The sequence below is a fragment of the Cellulomonas sp. ACRRI genome (assembly GCF_022346185.1).
In the GTDB taxonomy this organism is placed as follows: Bacteria; Actinomycetota; Actinomycetes; order Actinomycetales; family Cellulomonadaceae; genus Cellulomonas.
This window is the reverse complement of the sequence record NZ_JAKRMS010000008.1, coordinates 1-26,410: the sequence shown is the minus strand read 5'-3', so window position 1 is coordinate 26,410 and position 26,410 is coordinate 1. Positions and strand designations below refer to the sequence as shown.

Sequence of the window (26,410 nt, the reverse complement as noted above, 5' to 3'; positions counted from 1 at the left end):
CGGCGGGGCGCACGGGTCAGGCCGCCGGGGCCGCCGGGCGCTGGCAGACGCCGCAGAAGTACGCGGGCCGCTCCGTCGGCGGGTGGCCCGCCAGGCCCCGGCGGACCGGCGCCCCGCACCGCCGGCACGGCTCCTTCAGCCGGCCGTGCACCCAGGTCTCCCGGCCGCGGTACACCTCGCCGGTGGTCGACGGCGACGACGACCCGACCGACCGCTGCATGATCGCCCGCGCCACCCGGAGCAGCCGGGCGGGGTCGACCACCTCGTCCGCGGGCGTCCACGGCCAGATCTTCTCGAGGAACAACGAGTCCGCCATGTAGATCGTGCCGATGCCGGCGACGACCGTCTGGTCGAGCAGCACCTCGCACACGGGCGTCGCTCCGCGCGCGGCCCACCGGCGCAGCGCCTCGGGCAGCCCGGCGGTCTCGAAGTCGTCGGCGAGCAGGTCCGGGCCCAGGTGCCCGATGAGGGTGTGCTCGTCCCGGGTGGGCACGACGTCGAGCATCCCGATGAGCTCGCCGACGGCGGTCCACGTCTCGTTCGCGAGGACCGCCCGGACGTGCGGCGCAGCGGCCCGGGCGCCGGGGGAACCGGTCCGGGCGATCCGCCAGGACCCGTCCATCCGCAGGTGGGTGTGCAGCGTGCGGCCGTCGTCGAACCGGGTGAGCAGGTGCTTGCCGTACGACGCCGTGCCGAGCACCGTGCGCCCGACCAGGTCGACGGTCGCGGCGGTCGGCCAGCGCAGGTCGCCGCGCACCAGGACGCGCCCCGCGAGGGCCTCGTCGAGCCGCCGCGCGGTGCGGGCCAGGATGTCGCCCTCAGGCACCGGCCGTCACCGCCCGGGTCACCGGGCGCTCCGCAGCCGGATGCCCCGCGGCGTCGGCGCGAAGTCCGCCAGCGCCAGCGCCCGGCCCAGCGCCGTCGTCTCCAGTCCCCCGGACAGCAGCTCCTCACCGTCGGCCCGCACCAGCGTGATCCGGCCCAGCCGTCCCTCGCGGACCGTCTCGGCCAGGCGCGCGGTCGCCAGCCGGAGCACCGTCTCGTCCTCGGAGAAGGTCAGGACCGTGCGCCCGCCGCGCTCCAGGTAGAGCGCGAGCACGCCGTCCACCAGCACCACCACCGCGCCCGCCTTCCGGCCCGGCCGGTGGCCGGTGGGCGCGTCGGTGCGGACCGGCCACGCGAGCGCGGCGCCGTACGGGTTCGCGGGGTCCGTCGCCGCGAGCAGCACCACGGCGCGGTCGGCGTCCGCGGGCACCGACTGCTCGGCGATCCGCTCGATCTGCCGGGCCTCCGCGCGGATCTGGTCGACGGCCCCGGGCAGGGCGAACTGGGAACCGCCCAGGTGCTCGACGAAGTAGCCGCGCCGGACCTGCCCCTGCTGCTCGAGCGCCGCGAGCACCCGGTACACCGGCGCGAACTGCCCGGCGACGCCCTCGGCCGGGGCGACGGCGCGGGTCAGGACGCCGTGCCGGTCGAGCAGCTGGGCCGCCAGGGCGTGCGCGCGGCGGGTGGGGTCCTGCTCGCGGGACGGGAGCATCGACCACCGTCCGCCCGCCTCGCCCGCGGTGGTCGCGAGCCCGCCGCCGAGACCGCCCAGGCCGCCGCCCGCGAGCCCCGCCCCGCGCAGGCCGAGCCCGCTGCCGCGCAGGCTCGGCCGCCCGCCGAACCGGCCACCGCCCATGGTGAGCTGCCGGGCCCGGGACGGGGGCGCGGACGCCGTCGTCCGGTGGGTCGTCTTCCCGCCGGCGAGCCGGGCGCGCAGCGGCGCCAGCCCGTCGTTGGTGACGAGCCCGGCCCACACCAGGTCCCAGAGCGCGTCGACCAGCGCGGCCTGCGACGGCGGCGACTCGGGCAGCGCCTCCGCGACCCGGGCGCCCAGGGCGCCGACGAAGTACGCCCCGCCGCCCCGCAGCGCCTCGACCAGCGCGCGGTGCAGCGGCGTGTCCAGGTGCTCCGGCGCGGGCGCCGGCTCGGACCCCGGCGGGGTCAGCAGCGGCAGCGTGAGGTCGGCGGTCGCGGCGAGGTGCAGGCTGACCAGCCCGTCCTTGCCGGGGAGCGTGCCGTGCCCGGCCCACAGCACCTCGCCGGACGCGGTGAGCTCGTCCAGCAGCGCCGGGCTGTAGTCGGGCACCCGCGCGGGCAGCACCAGCGACTCCAGGGCGGAGGCGGGCACGACGGCGCCCGCGAGCTGCTCGACCGCGCGCGCCAGCCCGTCCACGCCCCGCAGCGCGCCCGGCGCGGACCGCCCGATCGCGTGCTGCCACGCGGGCAGGAACCGGCCCAGCGCCACCTGCGGCACCGGCTCGACCTCGGACCGCAGCGCCGCGAGCGACCGCCGGCGGAGCGTCCGCAGCACGTCCGCGTCGCAGTACTCGTCGCCGACACCGCCGAGCGCGTCCGGCCGCAGCCGCCCCTGCACGACGACGCCCGCCCGCTCCAGCGGCCGCAGCGCCGCCTGCACCACGGCGGTACCGAGGCCGAACCGGGCCGCGACCTGCGCGGCGGTGAACGGGCCGTGGGTCCGGGCGTGCCGGCGCATCAGGTCGCCGAGCGGGTCGGGCAGCACCTCGGTGAACACCTCGGGCACGCCGACGGGCAGCGCCACGCCGAGCGCGTCGCGCAGCCGGCCGGCGTCCTCGACGGCGGCCCACTGCTCCGCGTCGGCGGGCGGGAGGCCCGAGATCCGCACCCGGATGATCCGGCGCGCGTGCTCCAGGTCGGCCAGCCAGCCGGCCACGTCGTCGCGCACGTCCTCGCGGGTGCGGTCCTCGACGCCCGCCAGCGGCAGCGGCCCGTGCCGGCGGAGCACGTCGGCGACCTGCTCCGCGGTGCGCGCCTGCCGGTCGGGGTCGGTGGCGGTGAGCTCGGCCTCGGTGCGGACCACGGCGTCGGGGTCGAGCAGGTCGGCGATCTGCGACCCGCCACCACCGCCCAGCAGCTCGTCCAGCAGCGTCGGGTCGAGCGTGAGCGCCGCGGCCCGGCGCTCGGCCAGCGGGGCGTCGCCGTCGTACAGGAACTGCGCGGTGTAGCCGAACAGCAGCGACTGGGCGAACGGCGAGGGCCGGGTGGTCGTCACCTCGACCACCCGCACCCGCCCGGCGGACACGTCGCGCATGAGCTCGACCAGCGCGTCGATGTCGAAGTCGTCCTGCAGGCACTCGCGCACGGCCTCGAGCAGGATCGGGAAGTCCGGGTACCGGGACGCGACGCTCAGCAGCTGCGCCGAGCGCTGCCGCTGCTGCCACAGCGGCTGCCGGCGGTCGGGCCGGCGGCGGGGGAGCAGCAGCGCGCGGGCGGCGGCCTCGCGGAACCGGGCGCCGAACATCGCGGAGCCGCCGAGCTCCTCGCGGACGGCGTCGGCCACCTCGTCGGGCTCGATGAGCAGGTCCGCGGCGTCGACCGGGGCGGCGTCGGTCAGGCCGCCGGGGCTCTCCGGCGAGCCGTCGGCCGACCACGCGTCGGGCGCGGTCCAGCCGAGCAGGTCGCCCACGGGGTCCGCGGTCGCGGCCAGCATGTCGGGCAGCCGCAGCACGATGCCGTCGTCGGCGTGCATGGCCGCCGCGTCGACGCCGAACCGCTCGCGCAGCCGCGCGCCGAGCACGAGCGCCCACGGCGCGTGCACGCGCGCGCCGTACGGCGAGTGCACGACCACCCGCCAGTCGCCGAGCTCGTCGCGGAACCGCTCGACCACGACGGTGACGTCGCTGGGCAGCACCCCGGTGGCGTCGCGCTGCTCGCGCAGGTAGCCGAGCAGGTTGTCGGCGGCCCAGGGGTCCAGCCCGGCGGCGCCCACCCGCTCGCGCGCGTCGGCGTCCGGCAGGTCCGCGACCTCGCGCGCCCACGCGCCCATCGCACGCCCGAGCGACGCGGGCCGGCCCTGCGAGTCGCCCTTCCAGAACGGCAGCCGCCCGGGGACGCCCGGGGCCGGCGTCACGAGGACGCGGTCGGGGGTGATGTCCTCGATCCGCCAGGTGCTGGATCCCAGCGTGAAGGTGTCGCCGACGCGCGACTCGTAGACCATCTCCTCGTCGAGCTCGCCGACCCGCTTGCCGCCGCGGGTCCGCCCGCCGGAGCGCTCGGGGTCGACGGGGACGTCGGCGGTCTCCGAGCCCGACGCCAGGAACACGCCGTACAGGCCCCGGTCGGGGATCGTGCCGCCGCTGGTCACGGCCAGCCGGAGCGCGCCGGGTCGGGCGCTGAGCACGTCGGTCGCCCGGTCCCACAGGATGCGGGGCCGCAGCTCGGCGAACTCCTCGCTCGGGTAGCGGCCGGCGAGCATGTCGAGCACCGCGCGCAACGTCGCGTCGCCGAGCGTCGCGAACGGGGCGGACCGCCGCACCACCGCGGCCAGCTCGGCGACCGTCCAGTCCTCCTGCGCGACCATCGCGACGACCTGCTGAGCGAGCACGTCGAGCGGGTTGGTCAGCACGTGCAGCGGCTCGATCTGGCCCGCGCGCATCCGCAGCGCGGTGACGGCCGCGGGGACGAGGTCGCCGCGGAACGTCGGGAACACGACGCCATGCGACACCGCGCCGACCTGGTGCCCGGCGCGGCCGATGCGCTGCAGGCCGCTGGCCGCCGACGGGGGCGCGCCCACCTGGACGACCAGGTCCACCGCGCCCATGTCGATGCCGAGCTCGAGCGAGCTGGTCGCGACGACGGCCGGGAGCCGGCCGGCCTTGAGCTCGGACTCGGTGCGGGTGCGCTCCGCGCGGCTCATCGACCCGTGGTGCGCGCGGGCGATGATCGTGTCGGCGTCCCGGGCGTCGACGCCGACCGCGGTGCCCGACTGGGCGTTCGCCTGCGCCGCCCACAGCGTGCCGGGGTCGGGGACGTCCTCGCCCTGCCGCTCGGCCCACACCTCGTTCATCCGGGCGGTCAGCCGCTCCGCGCCGCGGCGCGAGTTGGTGAACACCAGCGTCGACCGGTGGTCGGCGACCAGGTCGACGACGCGCTCCTCCACGTGCGGCCAGATGGACGGGCGCGGCGCACCGGACCCGGCGGCCTGGCCCGTGAGGTCGGCCTCGCCCGGTGCGAGCGGCGGCAGCTCGTCGTCGACGACGGGCTTCGGGCCGCGGGAGGTCCTCCCGTCGTCGGGCAGCGGGGCGCCCAGGTCGGTCAGATCGGGCACGGGGACGACGACGTCGACCCGGATCTCCTTGGTCGACGGCGGCTGCACGACGACCACCTCGCGGCCGCCGTCCGCCGGGGCGCGGCTCCCGCTGAGGAACGCCGCGACCCGGTCGACGGGCGTGACGGTCGCGGACAGCCCGATCCGCTGCGCGGGGCCGGGACCGCCGGGCCGGTCGAGCAGCGCGTCGAGGCGCTCCAGCGACACCGCGAGGTGCGCGCCGCGCTTGGTCCCGGCGACCGCGTGGATCTCGTCCAGGATCACCGTCCGCACGCCCGACAGCCCCGCCCGCGCACCGGAGGTGAGCACGAGGAACAGCGACTCGGGGGTCGTGATGAGGATGTCCGGCGGCTTCGTCGCGAACTGCCGCCGCTCGTTGGGCGGGGTGTCGCCGGTGCGGACGCCCACCTGCACGTCGGGCAGGGTCAGCCCGCGGCGGGTGGCGGCCTGCCGGACGCCGACCAGCGGGGAGCGCAGGTTCCGCTCGACGTCGGTCGCGAGGGCCTTGAGCGGCGACACGTACAGCACCCGGCACCGCTGCAGCGGGTCCGCGTCCGCGTCGACCGGCTCGGCGGTGATGCGGTCGAGCGCCCAGAGGAACGCCGCGAGCGTCTTGCCGGACCCGGTCGGGGCCACGACCAGCGCGTGCCGCCCGGTGGACACCGCGTCCCACGCGCCGGCCTGCGCGGCGGTCGGCTCGGCGAAGGCGCCCCGGAACCAGTCCTGCGTCGGCCCGGAGAACCGCCCGAGGACGTCGGCGCCGGTGGGGCCGCCGGCGGTCGGGGGAGGTGTCACCGCGCCATTCTGTCGCGCGGCACCGACACGCGCGCCTCCACCTGCGGCTCCGCGGCTGCGCGCTCGGCGAACGCCTGCGGCGCCCGGGGCCGGCAGGGCAGGATCGAGGACATGCCGATCGACGACGCGACGCAGGCCGCGGTCCGGGCGCTGTGGGAGGCGGGGTCGCGCCACGGCCGCGCGCCCGCACCGGTGCCCGAGGCCGACCCGTGGGAGGACGAGGCCCAGGGGGCCGAGCGGTCGCCGGTCGTCGTCGTGCTCGCGGGGACGCCGGACCTGCAGGTGCGGCTGCACCGGGACGGCGAGGACGAGGTCGTGGTCGAGGACGTCGTGGCCCTGGAGGTGCCGCGCCGCGACACCGCGGCCGTGGTGGACGCGCTGCTCGACGGCGGCGGAGGCCGTGCGCGGCGGCGGCCCCGGGTGCGCGGGGTGGTCGGGAACGTGCTCGCCGCGCTGGTCGGCAGCCCGGCGCCGTCGGACCTGGAGGTGCGGGTCGGCGACGGGGGGACGACGCGGGTGTACCGGGCCCAGGTGGTGGTGCGGCACCCCGTGTCGGGGTGGCTGCTGGCGCTGCCGACGGCGGACGACTGACCGCCCGCGCCCCGGCGCGCGTACGCTCGCAGGTCCACGACGCGGACGGGGAGGGAGCGCACCGTGCGGTACCGCGAGTTCTGGCAGCTGGTCGACGAGGTGCTCGGCAGCGCCCACGGCCGGGTGCTCGTGCACGAGCTCGTCCTGCAGCGGCTCGGCGACCGCACCGCGGAGCAGGCGCTCGACGCCGGCACCGACCCGCGCGACGTGTGGCACGCGCTGTGCGACGAGCTGGACATCCCCGACCCGCAGCGCTGGGGCGCCGACCGGTACCGCCAGGCGCCGCCCGCGCGCCCCTGACCTCCCGCGCCACCCGCGTCGGGTCACCCCGGGCGCGCCCGGGCGTGGCAGGCTGAGAGCGTGTCGCCCGCCGACCCGCACCGCCCGCCGCCCGGCCGGTGGTCGGTCACGCTCAGCGACGTGGGCGACGCCCTGCTCGGGCTGGCCACGACCGCGCTGGGTCTCGGCGTCGCCATCGCGCTCGTCGACGGCGTCAGCGCCACGAACCCGGGGTCCGTGCTGCTCGCGGCGCTCGCGGTCGGGGTCGGCGACCTGGTGCTGCGGCCGCCGCTGCGGGTGCTCGCCCGGGTTGGCGGCGCGATGGGCGCGTTGCTCGCCGGCCTCGGCGCGCAGGTGCTCGTCGTCTGGCTGTCGCTGACCCTGCTGCCCGGCCTGCACGTGACGAACGCCTGGGCCGCCGTGCAGGTGCTGGTGATCGCCGCGGTCGTCATGGCCGTGGGCCGCTGGGTGTGGGGCGCCTCGGACTCCGACTACGTGGTGGGCGACGTGCTGCGCCGCGCCCGGGCGCACGCCCGCCGGGCCGGGGAGGGCGGCGGCGCGGTGCCCGACGACCGCCCGCCGGGTCTGCTGGTCGTGCAGCTCGACGGAGTCGCTGCGCCGGTGCTGGCCCAGGCGCTCGACGCGGGACTGGCGCCGACGATGGCCCGCTGGCTGGCCGACGGGACGCACGCCCTGCAGACGTGGTGGGCCCAGGCGCCGTCGACCACGCCGGCGAGCCAGGCCGGGCTGCTGCACGGGGCGGCTGACGGGATCTGCTCGTTCCGGTGGTGGGACCGGGAGTCCGGCCGGCTGGTGGTCACGAACCACCCGGACGACGCCGCGCTGGTCGAGCGGCGGCTCTCGGACGGCCGCGGGCTGCTGGCCGACGGGGGAGCGGCGGTCGCGACGATGTTCTCCGGTGACGCCGAGCGCCAGCACCTGGTCATGAGCCAGGCCCGGCGAGGGATCGGGCCCGGGACGTCGTACCTGCGGTTCTTCGCGAGCCCGTTCGTGCTGGCCCGCGCCGCGACGCTGACGATCGGCGAGATCGTCAAGGAGCTGTACCAGGGGCGGCGGCAGCGGGTGCGCGACGTGCGCCCCCGGGTGCCGCGGCGGGGCTGGTACGTCGTGCTCCGCGGGGTGACCAACGTGCTGCTGCGGGACCTCGCCACGTCCGTGGTCGCCGAGCAGCTGGTCCGCGGGGCGCCGGTCGTGTTCGTCGACCTGGTCGACTACGACGAGATCGCGCACCACGCGGGACCCACCCGACCGGAGTCGCTGCGCGCGCTCGAAGGGCTGGACCGGGTGCTGGACACGCTGGTCCGGGTCACCGACGCCGCCCCGCGGGACTACCGGGTCGTGGTGCTGTCCGACCACGGGCAGTCCCTCGGGGCGACGTTCGAGCAGGTCGCCGGCCGGCCGCTGGTCGACGTCGTGCGCGCCCTGATGGCCGAGCCCGGCGTGGACGCCGTGCAGGCCGGCACCGACGAGGAGTGGGGACCGCTGAACGCGTTCCTCAGCTCGACCGCGGCGCGGCACGGCGGGGACCGCTCGCCGGTCCTCGGTCCGCAGGGCCGCGAGCGGCGCGCGGACGCCCCGTCGCCCGCGCCCGACGGCGCCCCGGCCCCCGACGTGGCCGTCACCGGGTCCGGCAACCTCGGGATGGTGTGGTTCCCGCGGGCCGGCCGCCGGCTCGTGCTGGAGGAGGTGGAGGAGCGCTGGCCGGGGCTGGTGCGCGGCCTGGCGGGCACACCGGGCGTCGGGCTCGTCGTCGTCGACACCGCGGCGCGCGGACTGGTGGCGGTGGGGCCGGGTGGTGTCGCGTGGCTGGAGGCGACCGGCGAGGGGCCCGCGGTCGACGGCGTGGACCCGGTCGCACGGTACGGCGGCCAGGCGGCGGACGACCTGCGCCGGCTCGGGCGGCTCGGCCACGTCGGGGACCTGGTCCTGCTCTCCGACGTGACCGCCGACGGGCACGTGCACGCGTTCGAGGGGCAGGTCGGGTCGCACGGCGGCCTCGGAGGTGCGCAGAATCGGGCCGTGCTGCTGCACCCCGCGGACCTCGCCGTCGACGACGACCTGCTGGCCGACGTCGACTCCGAGCGCATGCCCGTCGGGGCGGACCGGGTGCACGAGCAGCTGGTGCGGTGGGCGACGCGGCTCGGGCTGCGACGCCCTGCCGCGGAGCGGGCGGCGGACGTCGCGGGGGAGCCGGCGCCGTGACGGGCGGCGCACCACCGCCCCGTCCGCGCCGCGGGGCCGGGCGGTGACCGCGGGGGACCCCGGCGGCGCGGGAGCGGTGCTGCGCTGGCTCGGGCACGCCACCGTGGTGCTCGACGTCGCCGGCGCGCGGCTCGTCACCGACCCGCTGCTGCGCCCGCACGCCGGCCTGCTCCGCCGCAGCGGCCCGGCGCCGCACCCCGAGCACTGGGCGGGCACCAGCGCCGTCCTGGTGTCGCACCTGCACCACGACCACGCCGAGCTCGGCTCGCTGCGCCTGCTCGGCGACGTGCCGGTGCTCGCCGCGCGCGCGAACGCCCACTGGCTCGACCGGCAGGGCCTGCGCGCGGTCGGCCTCGGGGCGGAGGACTGGTGGACGGTGCCGGGGACGTCGGTGCGGGTCCGCCCGGTCCCGGCCGAGCACGGCCACCGGCCGATGCCGCACCGGCCCAACGCCGCGCACGGCTTCCTGGTCGTGGCGCCGGGGCTGCGGGTGTGGTTCGCCGGCGACACCGCGCCCTACCCGCAGATGCGCCGGCTGCCCGATCTGGCCGGGGGGCCGATCGACCTGGCCCTCGTGCCGGTCGGCGGCTGGGGTCCGCGGCTGTCCGGCGGGCACATGGACCCGCACCAGGCGGCGGCGGTGTGCGAGGCGGTCGGCGTCCGGTGGGCCGTGCCGGTGCACTGGGGGACGCTGCACGCGCCGGCGTCGCGGCGGCTGCCGCCGGGGTGGATGGACCGGGCGGGGCCGGCGTTCGCGCGGGCGCTGGCGCGACGGGCGCAGGTGGAGCCGGTGCTGCTGGCACCGGGCGAGGCGGTGCGGCTCGGGGAGCGCGGCGTGTCCGGGCCGATCCCCGCCGCGCCGCGGTAGTGCCGGGGCGGCGCGTCCCCGGCGACCCCGCGACGCGCCGGGCGTGTCGGTGCGGTGCTGATCGAACATGTGTTCGGTAGAGTAGGCCCGTTGGCGCGCCCCGGGTCCGGGCGGTCCGGCGGCCGTCCCCAGGGGGACTGGTCGCGCGGGCTGTGGACGGGACCGGGGTCCATGTCGGTGGTCGGGCATAGCGTCAGCGCACGACACCGAAGACCAGCCCTGCCGGCGCAGCGCGAGGCTGCACGAGACGCACGAGGTGGAACACCATGCCCGCACCCCAGGACCGCGAGAAGGCTCTCGAGGCCGCCCTCAGCCAGATCGACCGCCAGTTCGGCAAGGGCTCGATCATGCGTCTCGGCGACGACGGCCGCGCCCCGGTCGAGGTCATCCCGACCGGGTCCGTCGCCCTCGACGTCGCGCTCGGCATCGGCGGTCTGCCGAAGGGCCGCATCGTCGAGATCTACGGCCCCGAGTCCTCCGGCAAGACCACCGTCGCGCTGCACGCCGTGGCCAACGCCCAGCGGCAGGGCGGCATCGCCGCGTTCATCGACGCGGAGCACGCGCTGGACCCGGACTACGCCAAGAAGCTCGGCGTCGACACCGACGCGCTGCTCGTCTCCCAGCCGGACACCGGCGAGCAGGCGCTCGAGATCATGGACATGCTGATCCGCTCCGGCGCGATCGACATCATCGTCATCGACTCCGTGGCGGCGCTCGTGCCGAAGGCCGAGATCGAGGGCGAGATGGGCGACAGCCACGTCGGCCTGCAGGCCCGCCTCATGTCCCAGGCGCTCCGCAAGATCACCGGTGCCCTCAACGCGTCCGGCACCACCGCGATCTTCATCAACCAGCTGCGCGAGAAGATCGGCGTGTTCTTCGGCTCGCCCGAGACCACGACCGGTGGCAAGGCGCTCAAGTTCTACGCGTCGGTGCGCATGGACATCCGCCGCATCGAGACCCTCAAGGAGGGCACGGACGCCGTCGGCAACCGGACCCGGGTCAAGGTCGTGAAGAACAAGATGGCCCCGCCGTTCAAGCAGGCGGAGTTCGACATCCTCTACGGCGTCGGCATCTCCCGCGAGGGCGGCCTCATCGACATGGGCGTCGAGCACGGGTTCATCCGGAAGTCCGGCTCCTGGTTCACCTACGAGGGCGACCAGCTCGGCCAGGGCAAGGAGAACGCGCGCGGGTTCCTGCGCGACAACCCGGACCTCGCCGCGGAGATCGAGAAGAAGATCCTCGAGAAGCTCGGCATCGGTGCCAAGGTCGACGCGCCCGCCGGCGCGGAGGTGAAGGTCGACTTCTGATGTCGACCCGGCACGACCCGGCCGCCGCCGGCATCGATCCCGCGGCGGCCGGCGATGCGTGGCTCGACGTCGCCCCGGCGGGCGCCTCGGCGTGGGACGACCAGTCCGACGGCGACGCGTCCGCCTGGGCGGGGTCCGCGGAGCCGGCGGGCTCCGTCTGGGACGACGACGCACCCGCGTCCGCGTCGGTGTGGGACGACGACGCACCCGCGCCGGGGTCGGTGTGGGACGACGACGCGCCCGCGCCGGGGTCGGTGTGGGACGACGACGCGCCCGCGCCGGGGTCGGTGCGGGACGACGAGTCGCCCGCGCCCTCGCCGGTGCCGGACGGGGCGGCGCACGCGTCGGTGCGGGAAGGCGGAACCGACGCGCCGGCACCCGCGAGGGGCGGTCGCGCTCGCGGGACGGCACCCGAGCGGGCGGGTCGTACCGCCGCGGGTCGGCGCGGCCGAGCGGGCGTCGACGGAGCCGGTTCCGCCGAGCACTCCCCGGAGGTCGCGGCCGTCGCGGCGAGGCTTGCCGAGATCGTGGCGCGCTCGGGCGGCGGTCGGGCCGCCTCCACCGCCGCCACGACCACCGGCACCGCCACCGAGACGCCCGCCGCCGCCCCGGGTCTCCCCGGCGCCGCGGGGGCCCCGGACCCCGACGGACCGCCCGTCGTCCGGCGCGGCCCGACCGGCGATGGTCCCGGGGACCGAGGGCGTCGCCGGACGTCCGGCCGGCGCCTCGCGCCCGCGACCGAGCCCCCGGAGACCGGGACCGCCGCGACCGACGCCGAGCCCGACCCCGAGTCGGTCGCCCGCGCGATCGCCCTGCGCCAGCTCACCGCCGCCCCCCGCAGCCGCGCCCAGCTCGCGGAGGCGATGGCGAAGCGCGACGTGCCCGAGGACGTCGCGGACCGCGTGCTCGACCGGTTCACCGAGGTCGGCCTGGTGGACGACGCCGCGTACGCCGAGATCCTCGTCCGCAGCCGGCACGCCGAGCGCGGGATGTCCCGGCGCGCCCTCGCGATGGAGCTGCGCCGCAAGGGCGTGGACGACGAGGTGGCCCGCGAGGCCCTGGAGCAGGTGGACGACGCCGACGAGGAGCAGGCGGCCCGGGCCCTCGCCCGCAAGAAGCTCCGGGCCACCCGGGGGCTCGACCGCGAGGTCCGGCTGCGCCGGGCGTACGGCGCGCTCGGCCGGCGCGGGTACGGCGGTTCGCTGGTGTCCCGGGTCGTCCGGGAGGAGCTGGCGGCCGAGGGCGAGGACGCCGGCGACTCCTGACCGCACCGGGAGCGGCACCGGGAGCGGGACCGGGAGCGGCACTCGTCCTCGCGCTCGTTCGCGCGGGGGTGGAGCGTGCGCCCGGCACGCACCGGCGCCGCGGGAGGGCCGCTCCGCTGGGCGGCGCTCCACGGCCGTGCGATCTCCCGGTCTCCCGCGCCACTCGCGCCAGGTCGCCGGTCGGGCCGCCCGCATGGGGAACAATGGCTCCACCTCGCGCCGCCGCCTCCCCGCCGCGCCGCCCGCGCGGCCCGCACCCCAGCGGGCCGGCGACGGCAGCACCGGTCGCAGCAGCCGCGAGTCCCCCAGGGGGCACGGATCCGCCGCGCGCCCGGACCCGGCCGAGCACCCCAGGAGCGTGGACGCATGCAGGACGTGGCGATCATCGTGGGACTGCTCGCCGCCTGCCTCGTCGCGCTCGTCCTCGTGCTGCTCGCGCGCCGTGAGGCAGCCGCCGTGCGCCGGCAGGCGCAGGAGGACGTGCAGTCGATCCGCGACGAGGCCCGCACCGCCCTGGCGGACGCGCAGCGTCGCGAGGCCCGGGCGGCGGAGCGGGAGGAGAACGCCGCGGCTGCCGAGCGCACGGCGACCGAGCAGGAGCGCGCGGCCCGCGCCGCCAACGACGCGGCCGCCGACCTGCGTCGTCGCGCCGCCGAGCAGGCCGCCGCCACCGCCGCCGCGGCCGGGGAGCAGCGGGCGGCCGCCGAGCGGGACGCCGCCCGGGTCGTCGCCGAGGCGGAGCGCACCGCCGCCGAGCGGCTCGCGGCCGCCGAGCGCGAGGCCGCCGACCGTCTCGCCGTCGCCGGCCAGGAGGCCGCCGAGCGGCTGGAGGCGACGTCCGGGCTGACCGCGGCGGAGGCGCGCGCCGAGCTCCTGCGGCAGCTGACCGCCGAGGCGCAGACGGCGGCGGCCGCGACGGTCCGCCGGGTGGAGGCGCAGGCGCGCCGCACCGCCGACGCACGGGTCCGCCGGGTGCTCGCGACCGCCGCGCAGCGAGCGGCGGTCCCGACGAGCAGCCAGGCGGCCGTGACGCTGCTGCCCCTGCCGTCGGACGAGATGAAGGGCCGGATCATCGGCAAGGAGGGCCGGAACATCCGGCTGTTCGAGGCGCTGACCGGCGTGAACGTCCTCGTCGACGAGACCCCGGGCACGGTGGTGCTGTCCTGCTTCGACGCCGACCGCCGGGAGGTCGCCCAGGTCGCGCTCGAGGCGCTGATGGCGGACGGCCGGATCAACCCCCAGCGCATCGAGACGGCCTACGCCGAGGCCCTGGCCGGTGCGGACGACCGCGCCGACGAGGCCGGGCACGCCGCCGCCGAGCGTGCCGGGGTGCGCGGGCTGGACCAGGAGCTCGTGCGGGTCCTCGGCCGGCTGCGGCTGCGGACGTCGTTCGGCCAGAACGTGCTGGAGCACCTGGTGGAGTCGGCGCTGATCGCGGCGCAGGTCGCGGCCGAGATCGGCGCGGACGTCGACGTCGCCCGCCGGTCCGCGCTGCTGCACGACCTCGGCAAGGCGATGACGGGCGAGGTGCCGGGCACGCACGCCCAGGTCGGTGCGGCGCTGGCCGCCCGGCACGGGGAGTCCGAGGCGGTGGTGAACGGCATCGCCGCGCACCACGACGAGGTCCCGGCGGAGACGGTCGAGGCGGTGCTCGTGCAGGTGGCGGACGCGATGTCGGCCGCCCGCCCGGGCGCGCGCCGCGAGGACACCGACCAGCACGTGGAGCGGCTGGAGCAGCTCGAGGAGCTCGTCGCGAGCCACGCCGGGGTCCGCCGGGCGCTGGCGATGGCGGCCGGCCGCGAGATGCGGGTGGTCGTCGAGCCGAGCGAGGTGCCGGACACGGAGATCGGCCGGCTCGCCGTGGAGATCGCCCGGCACATCGAGCAGGACCTGTCCTACCCGGGCGAGATCAAGGTGACCGTCGTCCGCGAGGTCCGCGCCAGCGCCACGGCGGGCTGACGGCCCCCGCGGATCCCGCCCGGGCAGGACCCCCGCGCCGAGCGACAACCCCCGCGCCGAGATAGGACGCCCGAGCCGAGATAGGACCCAGGACGGTCCTTCCTCGGCGGAACGGTCCTATCTCGGCGGGACCACGCGGTCAGACCGTGCCGCCCGCGCCGGAGGCGAACCCGCCCGGGCCGCCGACGCCGGCGGGCGCGATCGTCACGTCCCGGGCGACCTTGCCGGACGTCTTCGCGCCGCCCCGGCGCTGCAGCCACACCGCGAGCCGGGTCAGGGTGATGTTCACGACCAGGTAGATCCCGGCCCCCACGACGAACAGCGCCACGTAGTACCGCTGCCCGAAGTACTGGGCGTTGTTCTGCATCGCCTTCAGCAGCTCCGGGTACCCGACGATGAACCCGAGCGAGGAGTCCTTCAGCAGCACCACGAGCTGGGCGATGAGGCTCGGCAGCATCGTCCGCACCGCCTGCGGCAGCTGGACGAGCAGCAGGGTCTGCCACCGGGACAGCCCGATGGCGTACGCGGCCTCGGTCTGGCCCTTCGGCAGCGACGCGAGCCCGGCGCGCAGGATCTCGGCGATGATCGCCATGTTGTAGACCGTGAGGCCGAACACCACGGCGGCGAAGGCGTCCCAGCCGAACCCCAGCAGCCCGAACAGCATCATGAGCAGCACGGGCAGGCCGCGGAACAGCTCGATGACGACCGTGGCCGGCGCGCGGAGCCAGGTGCTCCGGGCGGTGCGCCACATCGCGAGCAGCAGCCCGAGCACGAGCGCGAGCGGGGCGGCGACCACGGCGGCGCGCAGGGTGGCGCCGAGGCCGCGGACGACCATCGACGTCCACACCGCCTCGGCGGACTGGTTCTTGGGCGGGTCGTACAGCACGTCCCACCGGTCGGCGCCGAACAGGCCGCGGTCGTCGGCGTACCGGAACGCCAGCACGAGCAGGGCGACGACCAGCAGGCCGCCGACGACGGAGCCGATCCGCTCGCGCCGGCGGGCGACGGGCCCGGGCTCGTCGTACAGGACGGAGCTCATCGCGCGAACGCCACCTTCCGCTCGAGGACCCCGGCCAGGTACCCGGCCGGGATGGTGATGACCAGGTAGAACAGCCCCACGCCGACCAGCGCGAGCACGGCCTCGGACGGATTGGCCAGCGCGATCCGCCGGCCGGAGGCGAGCAGCTCGACGACCGCGAACCCGGCGGCCACCGAGGTGTTCTTGGTGAGGGCGATCAGGACGTTGATCAGCGGCGGGATCACGGAGCGCACCGCCTGCGGCAGGACCACCAGGGTGAGGGTCTGGCCGAAGGTCAGCCCGATCGCGCGCGCCGCCTCGGCCTGCCCGACGGGCACCCCGTTGACGCCCGACCGGACCGCCTCGCAGACGAACGCCGACGTGTACGCGGACAGCGCGATCACCGCGGTCCAGAAACCTAGGGGCGGGAGCACGCCGAACTGCGGGGCGACGAACACCAGGAAGAAGAACACCAGGGTCAGCGGGGTGTTGCGCAGGAGCTCGACGTAGGTGACCGCCAGGCCGCGCAGGGTCGCCACGGGGGAGACCCGCATGGCGGCGAGCACGGTGCCCCAGACCAGGGCGACGGCCCCGGAGATGACGGTGAGCTGGAGCGTGACGCGGAAGCCGCTCAGGTAGGCCGGCAGGTTGTCGGCGATCAGGTCCACACGGGGGTCCTTGCCTTCGGGGGACGACGGGGGTCCACGGGTCGAGCGGCGCGGCGCCCGGGGGACCCCCGGGCGCCGCGCCGCCGGGCGCGTCAGTACCGGTCGACGGCCGGCGGCTCGGGCGTCGGCAGCACGGTGCCGGCGGTCGCCTCCCACGCCTCGGTCCAGGTGCCGTCCTCGTAGGCCTGCTCGAGGACGTCGTTGATCCACATCCGGAAGTCGGTGTCGTCGAGCGCGAGGCCGATGCCGTACGGCTCCTCGGTGAACGGCTCGCCGCGGACCTCGAACGTCGGGTCGTCGGCCGCGAAGCCGGCGAGGATGACGTTGTCGGTGCTCATCGCGTCGACCTGCCCGTTGCGCAGCGGCTCCAGGCAGTCGGAGTAGGCGCCGAACGGCACGACCTCGGTGTCCGGGAAGTTCTCCAGCAGGTTCGCCTCGGGCGTCGACCCGGCGACGGTGCAGACCTTCTTGCCGGCGAGGTCGTCGGGCCCCTGGATGTCCTCGTTGTCGGCGAGCGTGAGGATCGACTGCCCGGCCTGGTAGTACGGACCGGCGAACGACACCTTCTGCTTGCGCTCGTCGTTGATCGTGTAGGTCGCGACGACGATGTCGACCTGGTCGGACTCGATGAACGACTCGCGGTTGGCGGACACCGTCTCCTTCCACTCGATGCCGTCCTCGGGGATGCCGAGCGCGCCGGCGATGATCTTGCCGATCTCGACGTCGAAGCCCTCGGGCGTGCCGTCGGGGCCGACGAGGCCGAACAGCGGCTGGTCGAACTTGGTGCCGATGGTGATGGAGCCCGCCTCGGCGAGCTCGGCCATCGTCGAGCCCTCGGGGAAGTCGGCGGCCTCGACGTCGGACACCTCGGGGGTCGAGCCCTCGTCGGTGTCGTCGGAGCCGCCGCAGGCGGCCAGCGTCAGGACGGCGGCGGCGGCGAGGGCGATCGGGCCAGCGGTACGGGTTCTCATGTCGGGCTCCTGGGGTCGCGTCGGGTGCGTGCGTCTCGGTCGGTGCCGGTCAGGGTTCGTGCGGGTGGTGCGGCGGGCGCGGGGGCGCCCGGGCTCAGTGGGTGAGGATCTTCGACAGGAAGTCGCGCGCCCGGTCGCTGCGCGGGGCGGTGAAGAACGTCTCGGGGTCCGCCTCCTCGACGATCGCCCCGCCGTCCATGAAGACCACGCGGTCCGCGGCGCGCCGGGCGAAGCCCATCTCGTGCGTGACCACGACCATCGTCATGCCCTCGGCCGCGAGCGAGGTCATGACGTCGAGGACCTCGTTGATCATCTCGGGGTCGAGCGCGGAGGTCGGCTCGTCGAACAGCATCACCTTCGGCTCCATGGCCAGCGCGCGGGCGATCGCGACGCGCTGCTGCTGGCCGCCGGACAGCTGGGCGGGCAGCTTGTCCGCCTGGCTCGCGACGCCGACCCGCTCGAGCAGGGCCATCGCCCGCTCCTTGGCCTCGCGGCTGCCGAGGTGGCGGACCTTGCGCAGCCCGAGGGTGACGTTCTGCAGCACGGTGCGGTGGGCGAACAGGTTGAAGGACTGGAACACCATGCCGACGTCGGCGCGGAGGCGGGCGAGCGCGCGGCCCTCCGCGGGCAGCGGCACGCCGTCGACGGTGATGGTGCCGGACTCGATCGTCTCGAGCCGGTTGATCGTCCGGCACAGCGTGGACTTGCCGCTGCCGGACGGGCCGATGACGACGACGACCTCGCCGCGCCGCACGGTGAGGTTGACGTCCTGCAGCACGTGCAGCGCGCCGAAGTGCTTCTCCACGTGCTCGAGGACGACCAGGGGCTGTGTCATCCCTGGAACCTATGAGGCTCGTGTTACCTGCGCCACCTTTTGAGGTCACAGATCGGAAACAGCCCGGTCATGTGCGCCTCTCGGGCAAGTCATCGCTGCGGAGGGCGGCGAGCCGCGGACGTACCCTGGTCCGCGATGAGCACGACGACCCCGCCCCCCGTCCTCGTGGCCCCCGACGCCCCCGCGTCGGCGGCCGGAGCGCCCGCGCGCACGTACCTGGTCAAGACCCTCGGCTGCCAGATGAACGTGCACGACTCCGAGCACATGGCCGGCATGCTGGAGCAGGCCGGCTACGTCGCCGCGACGCCCGAGGCCGCGGCGGCCGAGGAGGCCGACGTCATCGTCATCAACACGTGCGCGGTGCGGGAGAACGCGGCCGACAAGCTGTACGGCAACCTCGGCCGGCTGGCCGGGACCAAGCGCGCCCGCCCGGGCATGCAGATCGCCGTCGGGGGCTGCCTCGCCCAGAAGGACCGCACCGGCATCGTCGAGCGCGCCCCGTGGGTCGACGTCGTCTTCGGGACGCACAACCTCGACGTGCTGCCGGTGCTGCTCGAGCGCGCCCGGCACAACGAGGCGGCGCAGGTCGAGATCGAGGAGTCCCTCAAGGTCTTCCCGTCGACGCTGCCGACCCGCCGCGAGTCCGCCTACGCCGGCTGGGTGTCCATCAGCGTCGGGTGCAACAACACCTGCACGTTCTGCATCGTGCCGCACCTGCGCGGCAAGGAGCGGGACCGCAGGCCGGGCGACGTCCTCGCCGAGGTGGCGGCGCTGGTGGACCAGGGCGCCATCGAGGTGACCCTGCTGGGCCAGAACGTGAACTCCTACGGCGTCGAGTTCGGCGACCGCGGCGCGTTCGCCAAGCTGCTGCGGGCCGCCGGCGCGATCGACGGCCTGGAGCGCCTGCGGTTCACCTCGCCGCACCCCGCGGCGTTCACCGACGACGTCATCGCGGCGATGGCCGAGACGCCCGCGGTCATGCCGAGCCTGCACATGCCGCTGCAGTCCGGGTCGGACCGGGTCCTGCGCGCGATGCGCCGGTCCTACCGGTCGGAGAAGTTCCTCGGGATCCTCGACCGGGTGCGCGCCCAGCTGCCCGACGCCGCGATCACCACGGACATCATCGTGGGCTTCCCGGGGGAGACCGAGGAGGACTTCGCCGAGACGCTGCGCGTGGTCGAGGCCTCGCGCTTCTCCTCGGCGTTCACGTTCCAGTACTCGCCGCGGCCCGGCACGCCGGCCGCCGACCTGCCCGACCAGCTGCCCAAGGCGGTCGTGCAGGAGCGGTACGAGCGGTTGATCGCGCTGCAGGACCGGATCGGCCTCGAGGAGGCGCAGAAGCAGGTCGGCCGCACGGTCGAGGTGCTGCTCGCCGAGGGCGAGGGCCGCAAGGACGGGGAGACCCGCCGGCTGTCGGGCCGCGCCGCGGACAACCGGCTGGTGCACCTCGCGCTGCCCGCCGGGCTCGACGCGGCCGACGCGCCCCGCCCCGGCGACCTCGTCACGGTCGACGTCACGCACGCCGCGCCGCACCACCTGGTCGCGGACTCGGCGGTCGAGGGCGGCACCTTCGCGGTGCGCCGGACCCGGGCCGGCGACGCCTGGGAGCGGCGGCAGGCCGGCGAGGACGACCACGCGCACGGCGGCGCGGGGGACGCGTGCGGGACCGGCGCCGCGGCGGGTCCGGCCGCGCCGGTGCTGCTGGGGCTGCCGACGCTCGGGCGGCGCTGAGCCCGTCCTGCGGGGCCGGCCGGGCGCGGACCCCGCGCCGCGCCGCTCAGACCTGCGGCGGCAGCAGCTGGTCGAACGACGCGAAGCTCTGCACGCCGGTGCCCAGCCCGCAGGACACGAGCTGGTCCAGCTGCTCGGCGGTCACGCCGTGCTCGAGGTCGGTCGACACCTCGCTGTACACGGCGAGCTGGCCCTCCTCCTCGCGGAGGTACAGCTTCGGCCAGATGCGCTCGCGGTTCCAGTCGTTGAGCGCGAGCGTCACGGCCCGGCGGCTGTCCACCGGGAGCTGCCGGTGCCACCGGCCGCGCACCTGCAGGATCTCCCGCTGCTCGCCGAGCAGCAGGAACCAGAACCGGGAGTCGTTCCACACGCCGGTGAGGTCGCCGTCCTCGTCGACCCGGTAGTGGTAGCCGCGCGCGGACAGCGTCGCCGCCACCCGGTCGCGGGTCAGCGGCGTCGGCCGGGCCTGCAGCGGCACCCGGCGCTGCGGCGCGGGGGCGGCACCGCGCTCACCGAGCACCCGGGACAGCCAGCCCGGCGTGCGGGGCGCGGTCACGGCGCCACCGCCGCGGGGTCGGGGTAGAGCTCGTCGATCGCGTCGAAGAACGTGCTCGACGTGCTGAGCCCGCAGAACAGGATCTGGCTGAGCTGCTCGTCGGTGGCACCGTGCTCCAGGTCGGTGGACACCTCCGCGACGACGTGCACCATGCCGTTGTCCCGCACCCGCACGTAGGCCTTCGGCCAGATGCGCTCGGCGTTCCACTCGGTGCAGGCGTCCAGCACCTCCTCGAGCCGCTCGATCGCGATCTCGCGGTTCCACTGCCCGCGCACCTGGACGATCTCCTGGTGGTCGCCGAACAGGAAGAAGTAGAACAGGCGCCCGCGCCACAGCCCGCCGAGGTCGCCGTCGTCGTCGGTGAAGTAGTGGAAGTCGTTCCGCTCGAACCAGCGCACGATCCGCTCGGTGCTCAGCGGGGTGGGGCGGCCGTCGTCCACGGACACGCCGGCGGGATCGGAGCCGCGTGCACCGCCACGACCGGGGTTGGCGGGGACCGGCGCGGCCTCGCGGCCGCTCGCCGGGCGGCCCGGTCCGCGGCGGGGGCGGCGGTTCCCGAACAGACCCATGCGCACACCATACGCGCGGGAGCCGACGCCGCCATCGTGGTCGGACCTGGTTCACCGGATCGGACATCTCGGGCGGCCGTGCGTCCGCGCGATCGGGTTAGGCTCGTGCCGGACGGCGCCTTGCGCGCCCCCCACCAGCACCGACGCAGCCCGCGGGGCCGACCGCGCCCCGCACGACCCCCACGAGGACGCCATGGGTTTCTTCACCAAGCCGGACGCCGCGGCGTCCGTCCCCGGACCGCAGCCCCTGTCCCACCAGCGCCTCATCGACGTGCTGGACGCGCGCGAGATGAACTACGGCGTCGACGACGACGGCGACATCGGCGGCTACTGGGACGGGCACCTGTTCTACTTCTTCCGCCTCGGCGGCCAGCAGGAGTACCTGCAGACCCGTGGCCGGTGGAACCGCCGGGTCGGCATCGACCAGTACGCGCGCGTCGTCGACCTGGTGAACACCTGGAACTCGGAGAAGCTGTGGCCGAAGGGCTACGTGCGGGCCGAGGGTGACGTCGTCGGCGTCTACGCCGAGCACACCGTCGACTACGAGCACGGTGCGACCGACGAGCAGATCGACCTGCACCTGGCCTGCGGCATCACCACCGCGCTGAGCCTGTTCGAGCACCTGGACGAGCAGTTCCCGGCCGAGGCGGCCGAGGCCAAGGCCGCCGAGGCCGCCGCGCAGGGGGAGTGACGCGCCGCCGATGACGGACCCCGCCGCTCGGGCGTTCCAGGTCGACCTGCACGGCGTGGTCGACCTGCTCGCCCGGCACCTGTACTCCGGACCCCGGGTCTACCTGCGCGAGCTGCTGCAGAACGGCGTCGACGCGATCACCGCGCGCCGCGCCGAGGACCCGGGGTGCCCCGCCACCGTCCGGCTGCGGCCGCTGCCGGACGGGTCGCTGCTCGTCACCGACTCGGGTGTGGGCCTGACCCGCGCCGAGGCGGAGGAGCTGCTGGCGACCGTCGGCCGGTCGTCCAAGCGGGACCTCGACCTCGGGGTGGGGCGCGAGGAGTTCCTCGGGCAGTTCGGCATCGGCCTGCTGTCGGCGTTCATGGTGGCCGACTCCATCGAGCTGGTGTCCCGGTCCGCCCGCGACCCGCAGGCCCCGGCCGTGCGCTGGCGCGGGCACGCGGACGGGTCGTACGACCTGGTCGAGCTCCCGGACGCCGACCTGACGCCCGGAAGCACGGTGCGGCTGCGGCCGCGACGCGACCTGGAGCACTGGCTGGCGGGGGAGACGGTCGCGGCGCTCGCGGCCGAGTTCGGCTCGCTGCTCCCGGTCGACGTGGCGGTGGAGGTGCCGCTGGGCGCCGCCCCGGCGGCGGTCCCGGCGGGGGTGCCGGGCGCCGGCGACCCGGCCCGGGACCTGCCCGCCGACGGCACGCCCCGCCCCGGCCACGCCTGGCGGCGGATCTCGGCGCCCGACGCCCCCTGGGCGCGCACGTACCCCGACGAGGCCGCCCGCGCCCAGGCGCTCGCCCGCTACTGCGAGCAGACGCTCGGCTTCACGCCGCTGGCGCACATCGACCTGTCGGTGCCGCTGGCCGGCGTGTCCGGCGTCGCGTTCGTGCTGCCCGCCGCGGTGCCCCCGGGCGGTGGCGGGTCGCACCGGGTCTACCTCAAGCGGATGCTGCTCGGCGCGCGCGTCGACGGGCTGCTGCCCGAGTGGGCGTTCTTCGTCCGGTGCGTCATCGACGCCTCGGGCCTGCGCCCCACCGCGTCCCGCGAGGCGCTGTACACCGACGAGGTGCTGCTCGCGACGCAGGAGGCGCTCGCGGACGCCGTCCGGTCCTGGACGCTGCGCACCCTGGAGTCGTCGACGGCGCTGGCGCGGCAGTTCGTCGGCACGCACCACCTCGCCGTGCGCTCGCTCGCGCTGACCGACGACACGATGCTCGACCTCGCCGCGCGGATCCTGCCCTACGAGACGACCGACGGGACGCTGACGCTCGCGGAGGTCGCGGCGGAGCACGGGCAGGTGGTGTTCGCGCCCACGCTCGAGGAGTACAGGCGGATCGCGCCCGTCGCCCGCGCGCAGGGCCTCGCGGTCGTGAACGCGGGCTACGTGTACGACGCCGACCTGCTGGCGCGGCTCGCCGCCCGGGGCCCGGGGCGCGGTCTGGGCGAGGTGCGGCCGCTCGGGGCCGGCGACATCGCGCAGGTGCTCGCCCCGGTGACCCCCGAGCGCGAGCTCGCCACCCTGGACGCGGTGCGGGCCGCCGGCGAGGTGCTGCGCCCGCTCGACACCGAGCTGGTGCTGCGCACCTTCGACCCGGCCGAGCTGCCGGCCGTCCTGCTGCACGACCGGGACGGCGACCACCAGCGCGACCTGCAGGCGGCGATGGCCGAGGCGGACGACGTGTGGAGCGACGTGCTCGCCGGGTTCGCCGCGCCCGCCGCCGCCCGCCGGCTGGTGCTCAACGACGCCAGCCCGCTGGTGCGGGAGCTGCTGGACGCCCCGCCCGGGGAGGTGTTCGCCGCGGGGCTGCGGTCGCTGTACGTGTCGGCGCTGCTGCTCTCCGGCGAGCCGCTGCGTGCGCGGGACTCGGAGCTGATGACCGGGTCGATGTCGGTGCTGCTGCGCGCGGGCCTGCGCGGGGCCGGTACCGGGCGCGACGAGGGGGTGCCGGGCGCGCTGCCCGGCGCCGACGACGAGGCGGCCGGGGGACCGGCCGGGGAGGAGCGCGCGTGACGCGCACGCTGGACGACGCCAACCGCGAGATCACCCGCGTGCGGCAGATGCCGTACGGGCTCGCCCGCACCCGGGCGGCCGAGCGCCAGGTGCGGCTGGTCGACGCCGAGGGACCCGACGCGGCGCGCGCCTACGCGCTGAGCACGCTGGTCGAGGCCTACCAGTGGGGCGGCGAGGTCGACCGGTCGTTCGTCGCGTTCGCGCGGCTGCTGCGGTGGTGGGACGAGCACCCCGAGCACTTCGACGCCCAGGACCGGCACGGCCTGTTCTGGTCGTTCAAGTGGATGGTCTCCGGCCTCGCCGACTTCCCGACGGTGCCCGCCGAGCAGATCGACCGCACGCTCGCCGACATGGAGCGCCGGTACGCGCTGGCCGGCAACGGCATGGACGCCGTCGCCTACGAGCGGTTCGCGTGGGCGCGCCAGCGCGGCGCCGCGGACGTCGAGGCCGCGTTCCAGGCGTGGGTGGCCACCCCGCGGGACGACTTCTCCCAGTGCGAGGCCTGCGACCCGGGTGACCGCGCCGCGTGGCTGCTGGCCACCGACCGCGTCGAGGAGGGCGTCCGGCTCATCGAGCAGACGCTCGCCGAGGACCCGTCCTGCGCGTCCGAGCCCGCCGACATGCTGTCGTACCTCGCCGAGGCCTACCTCGAGCAGGGCCGGCCCCGCGACGCCGCGCGCACGCACCGGCGCGCCGTCGCCGCCCTGGCCGAGGCCGAGTCCGACATGGTCGGGGCCCGCGGCCGCCGGGTGCGGCTCCTCGCGCGCGGCGGGCAGGCCGAGCGGGCCGTCCGCGCCATCGAGGCGGACCAGCAGTACCTCACCGGCGGGGACACCCCGTACTCGCGGCTGGCGTTCGCGCGGCTGGTCGGCGCCGCCACGCACGTGCTGCGCGGGGCCGGGCGGGGCGACCTGCCGGTCCGGCTCGACGCCGTGCCCGCGACCACGGTGGCGGAGCTCGACGACTGGCTGCGTGCCGAGGCGACCGCGCTGGCGGCCCGGTTCGACGCGCGCAACGGCACGAGCGCCGAGAGCGAGTCGGTGGCGCGCGCCTGGGCGACCGAGCCGGCCGCGGACGTGCTGGACCTGGACGTGCTGCCGCGAGGGCTGGCGGCGGGCGCCGGGCGAGCGGAGCCGTCCGCGTCGTCCGCGTCGCCGGCGGCTCCGGCGGCCGAGGCCGTGCCGGCGGCGGGCGGCGCGGGCCCGGTGGCCGGCGAACCTGCGGCCGGCGAGGCCCGGCGCGCGGCCCCGGCCGACCCGGCGGCGCTCGTCGCCGAGGCCGAGGGCCTCGCGGCGGCCGGTGACCTGGAGTCCGCCGCGGGCGCGTACCTCGACGCGGCCGTCGCGTTCGAGGGCGCGGGGCTGCTGACCGAGTCCGGCTTCGGCTACGCGGAGGCCGCCCACTGCGCCCAGGTGCTCGGCGACGACGACGGCGCGGCCTCGGGGTACGCGGCGGCGGTGGCACGGCTGCGTGCCGCGGGCGTCCCGGCGACGGCAGTGGCGCCGGTCGTGGTCGCGTGGGCCGGCGCCGCCGCGGTGACCGGCCAGGCCGAGGCCGTGCTCGCCGAGGCGGACGGGCTGCTGACCCGGCTGAGCGCGGCCGGGGGGCCCGCGGAGGACGACGACCGCGCCCCGGAGCTCGTGGCCCGCGAGCAGGCCGAGCACCGCCGCGCGGCCGCCGACCTGGACGACGCCGCCGCGCGCCTCCTCGCGACGCTCGGCGGCCCGGAGCGCAGCACCGCCGCGGCCGCCCGCGCGCAGGCGGCCGCCGAGGCGTACGCCGGGCTCGGGGCGCTCGCGGACGCCGCGCACGCGTTCTGGCTCGCGGGCCGCCTGCACGACGGGCTCGGCCGCGTCGAGGACGCCGTGTGGCACCTGGAGTCCGCGATGGAGGGCTTCGCCGCCGCCCGGCAGCGCGCTCCGCACGGCGAGGTGGCGAACGCGCTGGTCGACGTGCTGCGCCGCTCGGGCCAGGACGCCCGCGCCGACGACCTGGCCCGCACCCTGACGACCTAGCCCCCGCCGCCGCCCCCGCGGCCAGCTCCGCCGAGATGGCAGCTCTCGGCTGCGCGCGCCCACCCGTGCACAGCCGAGAGCTGCCATCTCGGGGAGGTCCGTCGGTCGCGGGGCGGGGAGCGGCGCCGGGCGGGATACGGTCGTGGGGTGAGCCTGGCCGTGGTGTTCCTGCCCGACACCGCCCTGCTCGTCCCCGGGGCCGCCGGGCGGGCCGACCCGGCCGCCGGGCTGCGGGACGCGGCGGTGGCGGCGCTCGCGGACCTCGCCCACCCGGACGGGCCGCGCGGCCGGCTGCTCGTCATCGCCCCGGCTCGCCGGGACCGGTTCCTGCCGCACCCCGTCGCCCCGGGGCTGGGCGCCGCCGGTCTGGACCTGCCGGGCACGGCGCCGGTCGCGGACGGGGCGGTGCTCGCCGACACGCCCGCGTCGGTCGCGCTCGTGCTGCTGCGGGCGGCCGGGGTGACCGCGCCGGTCGACGTGCTCGAGATCGACCGCGCCGCAGCCGACGCCCCCGCAGCCGACATCCTCGCCGCCGAGACCGCCCCCGCCGCCGACGCCCTCCCCGCGCCGGACGTCCTGCGTGCCGTCGTGGTCGTCGGGTCGCTGAGCGCCCGGCACGGGCCCGACGCCCCGCTCGCCGACGACCCGCGTGCCCCGGCGGTCGACGACGCCCTGCTCGCGGCGCTCGCCGGGGGACCGGCCGCGCTGGCCCGGGCGCTGGACGACCTCGGCGCCGACGAGGCACGGGACCTGGCCGTCTCCGGCTGGGCGCCGTGGCGGGCCGCGCTCGCGCTGCTGCCCACCCACCTCGGCCCGGACGTCGCGACCCCGCACGCGGAGGTCGTCGCCGGCGCCCAGCACGTCGTCGCCGCCTGGCGGCCGGCCGAACGCACGCGGCCGGCCGGCCCCACGCGACCCGCCGACCCGGCCCCGTCG

At 76.8% G+C, this 26,410-nt stretch carries 19 protein-coding genes and 1 pseudogene; 12 read left to right on the top strand and 8 right to left on the bottom strand.

The window, feature by feature from the left end:
- Window positions 1-16: 16 nt before the first annotated feature.
- Both MHY85_RS03450 and MHY85_RS03445 read right to left on the bottom strand, forming a co-directional pair.
- Window positions 17-826, bottom strand: a complete 810-nt coding sequence (locus tag MHY85_RS03450) for an Fpg/Nei family DNA glycosylase (protein WP_239193198.1) — start codon at window positions 824-826, stop codon at window positions 17-19.
- Window positions 827-844: 18 nt separating this feature from the next.
- A complete protein-coding gene (locus tag MHY85_RS03445) occupies window positions 845-5,926 on the bottom strand; it encodes a DEAD/DEAH box helicase (protein WP_239193196.1) in 5,082 nt (1,693 codons plus the stop codon).
- 111 nt (window positions 5,927-6,037) lie between these two features.
- Between MHY85_RS03445 and MHY85_RS03440 the strand changes: the two genes are divergently transcribed.
- The 7 genes from MHY85_RS03440 to rny all read left to right on the top strand — a co-directional run bounded on the left by MHY85_RS03440 (window position 6,038) and on the right by rny (window position 14,418).
- Window positions 6,038-6,517, top strand: coding sequence for a hypothetical protein (locus MHY85_RS03440; RefSeq protein WP_239193194.1), 480 nt, complete (start codon window positions 6,038-6,040; stop codon window positions 6,515-6,517).
- A 63-nt stretch (window positions 6,518-6,580) separates the two neighbouring features.
- The gene (locus MHY85_RS03435) at window positions 6,581-6,817 is read left to right on the top strand and encodes a DUF3046 domain-containing protein (RefSeq protein ID WP_239193192.1); all 237 of its coding nucleotides are present in this window, start codon (window positions 6,581-6,583) and stop codon (window positions 6,815-6,817) included.
- 60 nt (window positions 6,818-6,877) lie between these two features.
- Window positions 6,878-9,019 carry an alkaline phosphatase family protein gene (locus MHY85_RS03430; protein ID WP_239193190.1) on the top strand — a complete coding sequence of 714 codons (2,142 nt, stop codon included), beginning with the start codon at window positions 6,878-6,880 and terminating at the stop codon, window positions 9,017-9,019.
- Between the two features lie 43 nt (window positions 9,020-9,062).
- Window positions 9,063-9,887 carry an MBL fold metallo-hydrolase gene (locus tag MHY85_RS03425; protein ID WP_239193188.1) on the top strand — a complete coding sequence of 275 codons (825 nt, stop codon included), beginning with the start codon at window positions 9,063-9,065 and terminating at the stop codon, window positions 9,885-9,887.
- 266 nt (window positions 9,888-10,153) lie between these two features.
- Window positions 10,154-11,194, top strand: a complete 1,041-nt coding sequence (recA, locus tag MHY85_RS03420; protein WP_158373147.1) for a recombinase RecA — start codon at window positions 10,154-10,156, stop codon at window positions 11,192-11,194.
- Window positions 11,194-12,459, top strand: coding sequence for a regulatory protein RecX (locus MHY85_RS03415; protein ID WP_239193186.1), 1,266 nt, complete (start codon window positions 11,194-11,196; stop codon window positions 12,457-12,459). The genes recA and MHY85_RS03415 overlap by 1 nt, the downstream gene beginning before the upstream one ends.
- Window positions 12,460-12,825: 366 nt before the next feature.
- Window positions 12,826-14,418: a ribonuclease Y gene (gene rny, locus MHY85_RS03410; RefSeq protein ID WP_239193184.1), complete on the top strand. Its 1,593-nt coding sequence runs from the start codon at window positions 12,826-12,828 to the stop codon at window positions 14,416-14,418.
- 139 nt (window positions 14,419-14,557) lie between these two features.
- Here rny and MHY85_RS03405 read toward each other — a convergent pair whose 3' ends face one another.
- The 4 genes from MHY85_RS03405 to MHY85_RS03390 form a co-directional block, all read right to left on the bottom strand.
- Window positions 14,558-15,457, bottom strand: a complete 900-nt coding sequence (locus MHY85_RS03405) for an amino acid ABC transporter permease (RefSeq protein ID WP_239193182.1) — start codon at window positions 15,455-15,457, stop codon at window positions 14,558-14,560.
- Window positions 15,454-16,104: an amino acid ABC transporter permease gene (locus tag MHY85_RS03400; protein ID WP_239193180.1), complete on the bottom strand. Its 651-nt coding sequence runs from the start codon at window positions 16,102-16,104 to the stop codon at window positions 15,454-15,456. The genes MHY85_RS03405 and MHY85_RS03400 overlap by 4 nt, the downstream gene beginning before the upstream one ends.
- 92 nt (window positions 16,105-16,196) lie before the next feature.
- Window positions 16,197-17,075 (bottom strand): glutamate ABC transporter substrate-binding protein, encoded by an 879-nt coding sequence (locus MHY85_RS03395; RefSeq protein ID WP_239193178.1) that lies wholly within the window; start codon window positions 17,073-17,075, stop codon window positions 16,197-16,199.
- Window positions 17,076-17,169: 94 nt separating this feature from the next.
- Window positions 17,170-17,910: an amino acid ABC transporter ATP-binding protein gene (locus MHY85_RS03390; RefSeq protein ID WP_304518872.1), complete on the bottom strand. Its 741-nt coding sequence runs from the start codon at window positions 17,908-17,910 to the stop codon at window positions 17,170-17,172.
- 135 nt (window positions 17,911-18,045) lie between these two features.
- Between MHY85_RS03390 and miaB the strand changes: the two genes are divergently transcribed.
- Entirely contained in the window at window positions 18,046-19,641 is a 1,596-nt protein-coding gene (miaB, locus tag MHY85_RS03385) for a tRNA (N6-isopentenyl adenosine(37)-C2)-methylthiotransferase MiaB (protein ID WP_239193177.1), read from the top strand.
- Window positions 19,642-19,687: 46 nt separating this feature from the next.
- Here the strand turns inward: miaB and MHY85_RS03380 are convergent, their stop codons facing one another.
- On the bottom strand, window positions 19,688-20,197 hold the full coding sequence (locus tag MHY85_RS03380; RefSeq protein WP_239193176.1) for a YbjN domain-containing protein: 510 nt from the start codon (window positions 20,195-20,197) through the stop codon (window positions 19,688-19,690).
- On the bottom strand, window positions 20,194-20,643 hold the full coding sequence (locus MHY85_RS03375) for a YbjN domain-containing protein (protein ID WP_239193175.1): 450 nt from the start codon (window positions 20,641-20,643) through the stop codon (window positions 20,194-20,196). Before MHY85_RS03375 ends, MHY85_RS03380 begins: the two co-directional genes overlap by 4 nt.
- 316 nt (window positions 20,644-20,959) lie before the next feature.
- Here MHY85_RS03375 and MHY85_RS03370 point away from each other — a divergent pair, with 316 nt between their 5' ends.
- From MHY85_RS03370 to MHY85_RS03355, 4 genes and pseudogenes are all read left to right on the top strand, one after another.
- Window positions 20,960-21,457 (top strand): YbjN domain-containing protein, encoded by a 498-nt coding sequence (locus MHY85_RS03370; RefSeq protein ID WP_239193174.1) that lies wholly within the window; start codon window positions 20,960-20,962, stop codon window positions 21,455-21,457.
- A 10-nt stretch (window positions 21,458-21,467) separates the two neighbouring features.
- The gene (locus tag MHY85_RS03365; protein ID WP_239193173.1) at window positions 21,468-23,459 is read left to right on the top strand and encodes an HSP90 family protein; all 1,992 of its coding nucleotides are present in this window, start codon (window positions 21,468-21,470) and stop codon (window positions 23,457-23,459) included.
- On the top strand, window positions 23,456-25,474 hold the full coding sequence (locus MHY85_RS03360) for a hypothetical protein (protein ID WP_239193172.1): 2,019 nt from the start codon (window positions 23,456-23,458) through the stop codon (window positions 25,472-25,474). The genes MHY85_RS03365 and MHY85_RS03360 overlap by 4 nt, the downstream gene beginning before the upstream one ends.
- A 147-nt stretch (window positions 25,475-25,621) precedes the next feature.
- A pseudogene (locus MHY85_RS03355) lies at window positions 25,622-26,410 on the top strand (hypothetical protein); the annotation flags it as partial.

Excerpts from the sequence above, each read along its gene's own strand:
- MHY85_RS03440 (WP_239193194.1), top strand. The coding sequence starts at position 6,038 with ATGCCGATCGACGACGCGACGCAGGCCGCGGTCCGGGCGCTGTGGGAG.
- recA (WP_158373147.1), top strand. The coding sequence starts at position 10,154 with ATGCCCGCACCCCAGGACCGCGAGAAGGCTCTCGAGGCCGCCCTCAGC.
- MHY85_RS03415 (WP_239193186.1), top strand. The coding sequence starts at position 11,194 with ATGTCGACCCGGCACGACCCGGCCGCCGCCGGCATCGATCCCGCGGCG.
- rny (WP_239193184.1), top strand. The coding sequence starts at position 12,826 with ATGCAGGACGTGGCGATCATCGTGGGACTGCTCGCCGCCTGCCTCGTC.
- MHY85_RS03405 (WP_239193182.1), bottom strand. The coding sequence starts at position 15,457 with ATGAGCTCCGTCCTGTACGACGAGCCCGGGCCCGTCGCCCGCCGGCGC.
- MHY85_RS03395 (WP_239193178.1), bottom strand. The coding sequence starts at position 17,075 with ATGAGAACCCGTACCGCTGGCCCGATCGCCCTCGCCGCCGCCGCCGTC.
- MHY85_RS03390 (WP_304518872.1), bottom strand. The coding sequence starts at position 17,910 with ATGACACAGCCCCTGGTCGTCCTCGAGCACGTGGAGAAGCACTTCGGC.
- miaB (WP_239193177.1), top strand. The coding sequence starts at position 18,046 with ATGAGCACGACGACCCCGCCCCCCGTCCTCGTGGCCCCCGACGCCCCC.
- MHY85_RS03370 (WP_239193174.1), top strand. The coding sequence starts at position 20,960 with ATGGGTTTCTTCACCAAGCCGGACGCCGCGGCGTCCGTCCCCGGACCG.
- MHY85_RS03365 (WP_239193173.1), top strand. The coding sequence starts at position 21,468 with ATGACGGACCCCGCCGCTCGGGCGTTCCAGGTCGACCTGCACGGCGTG.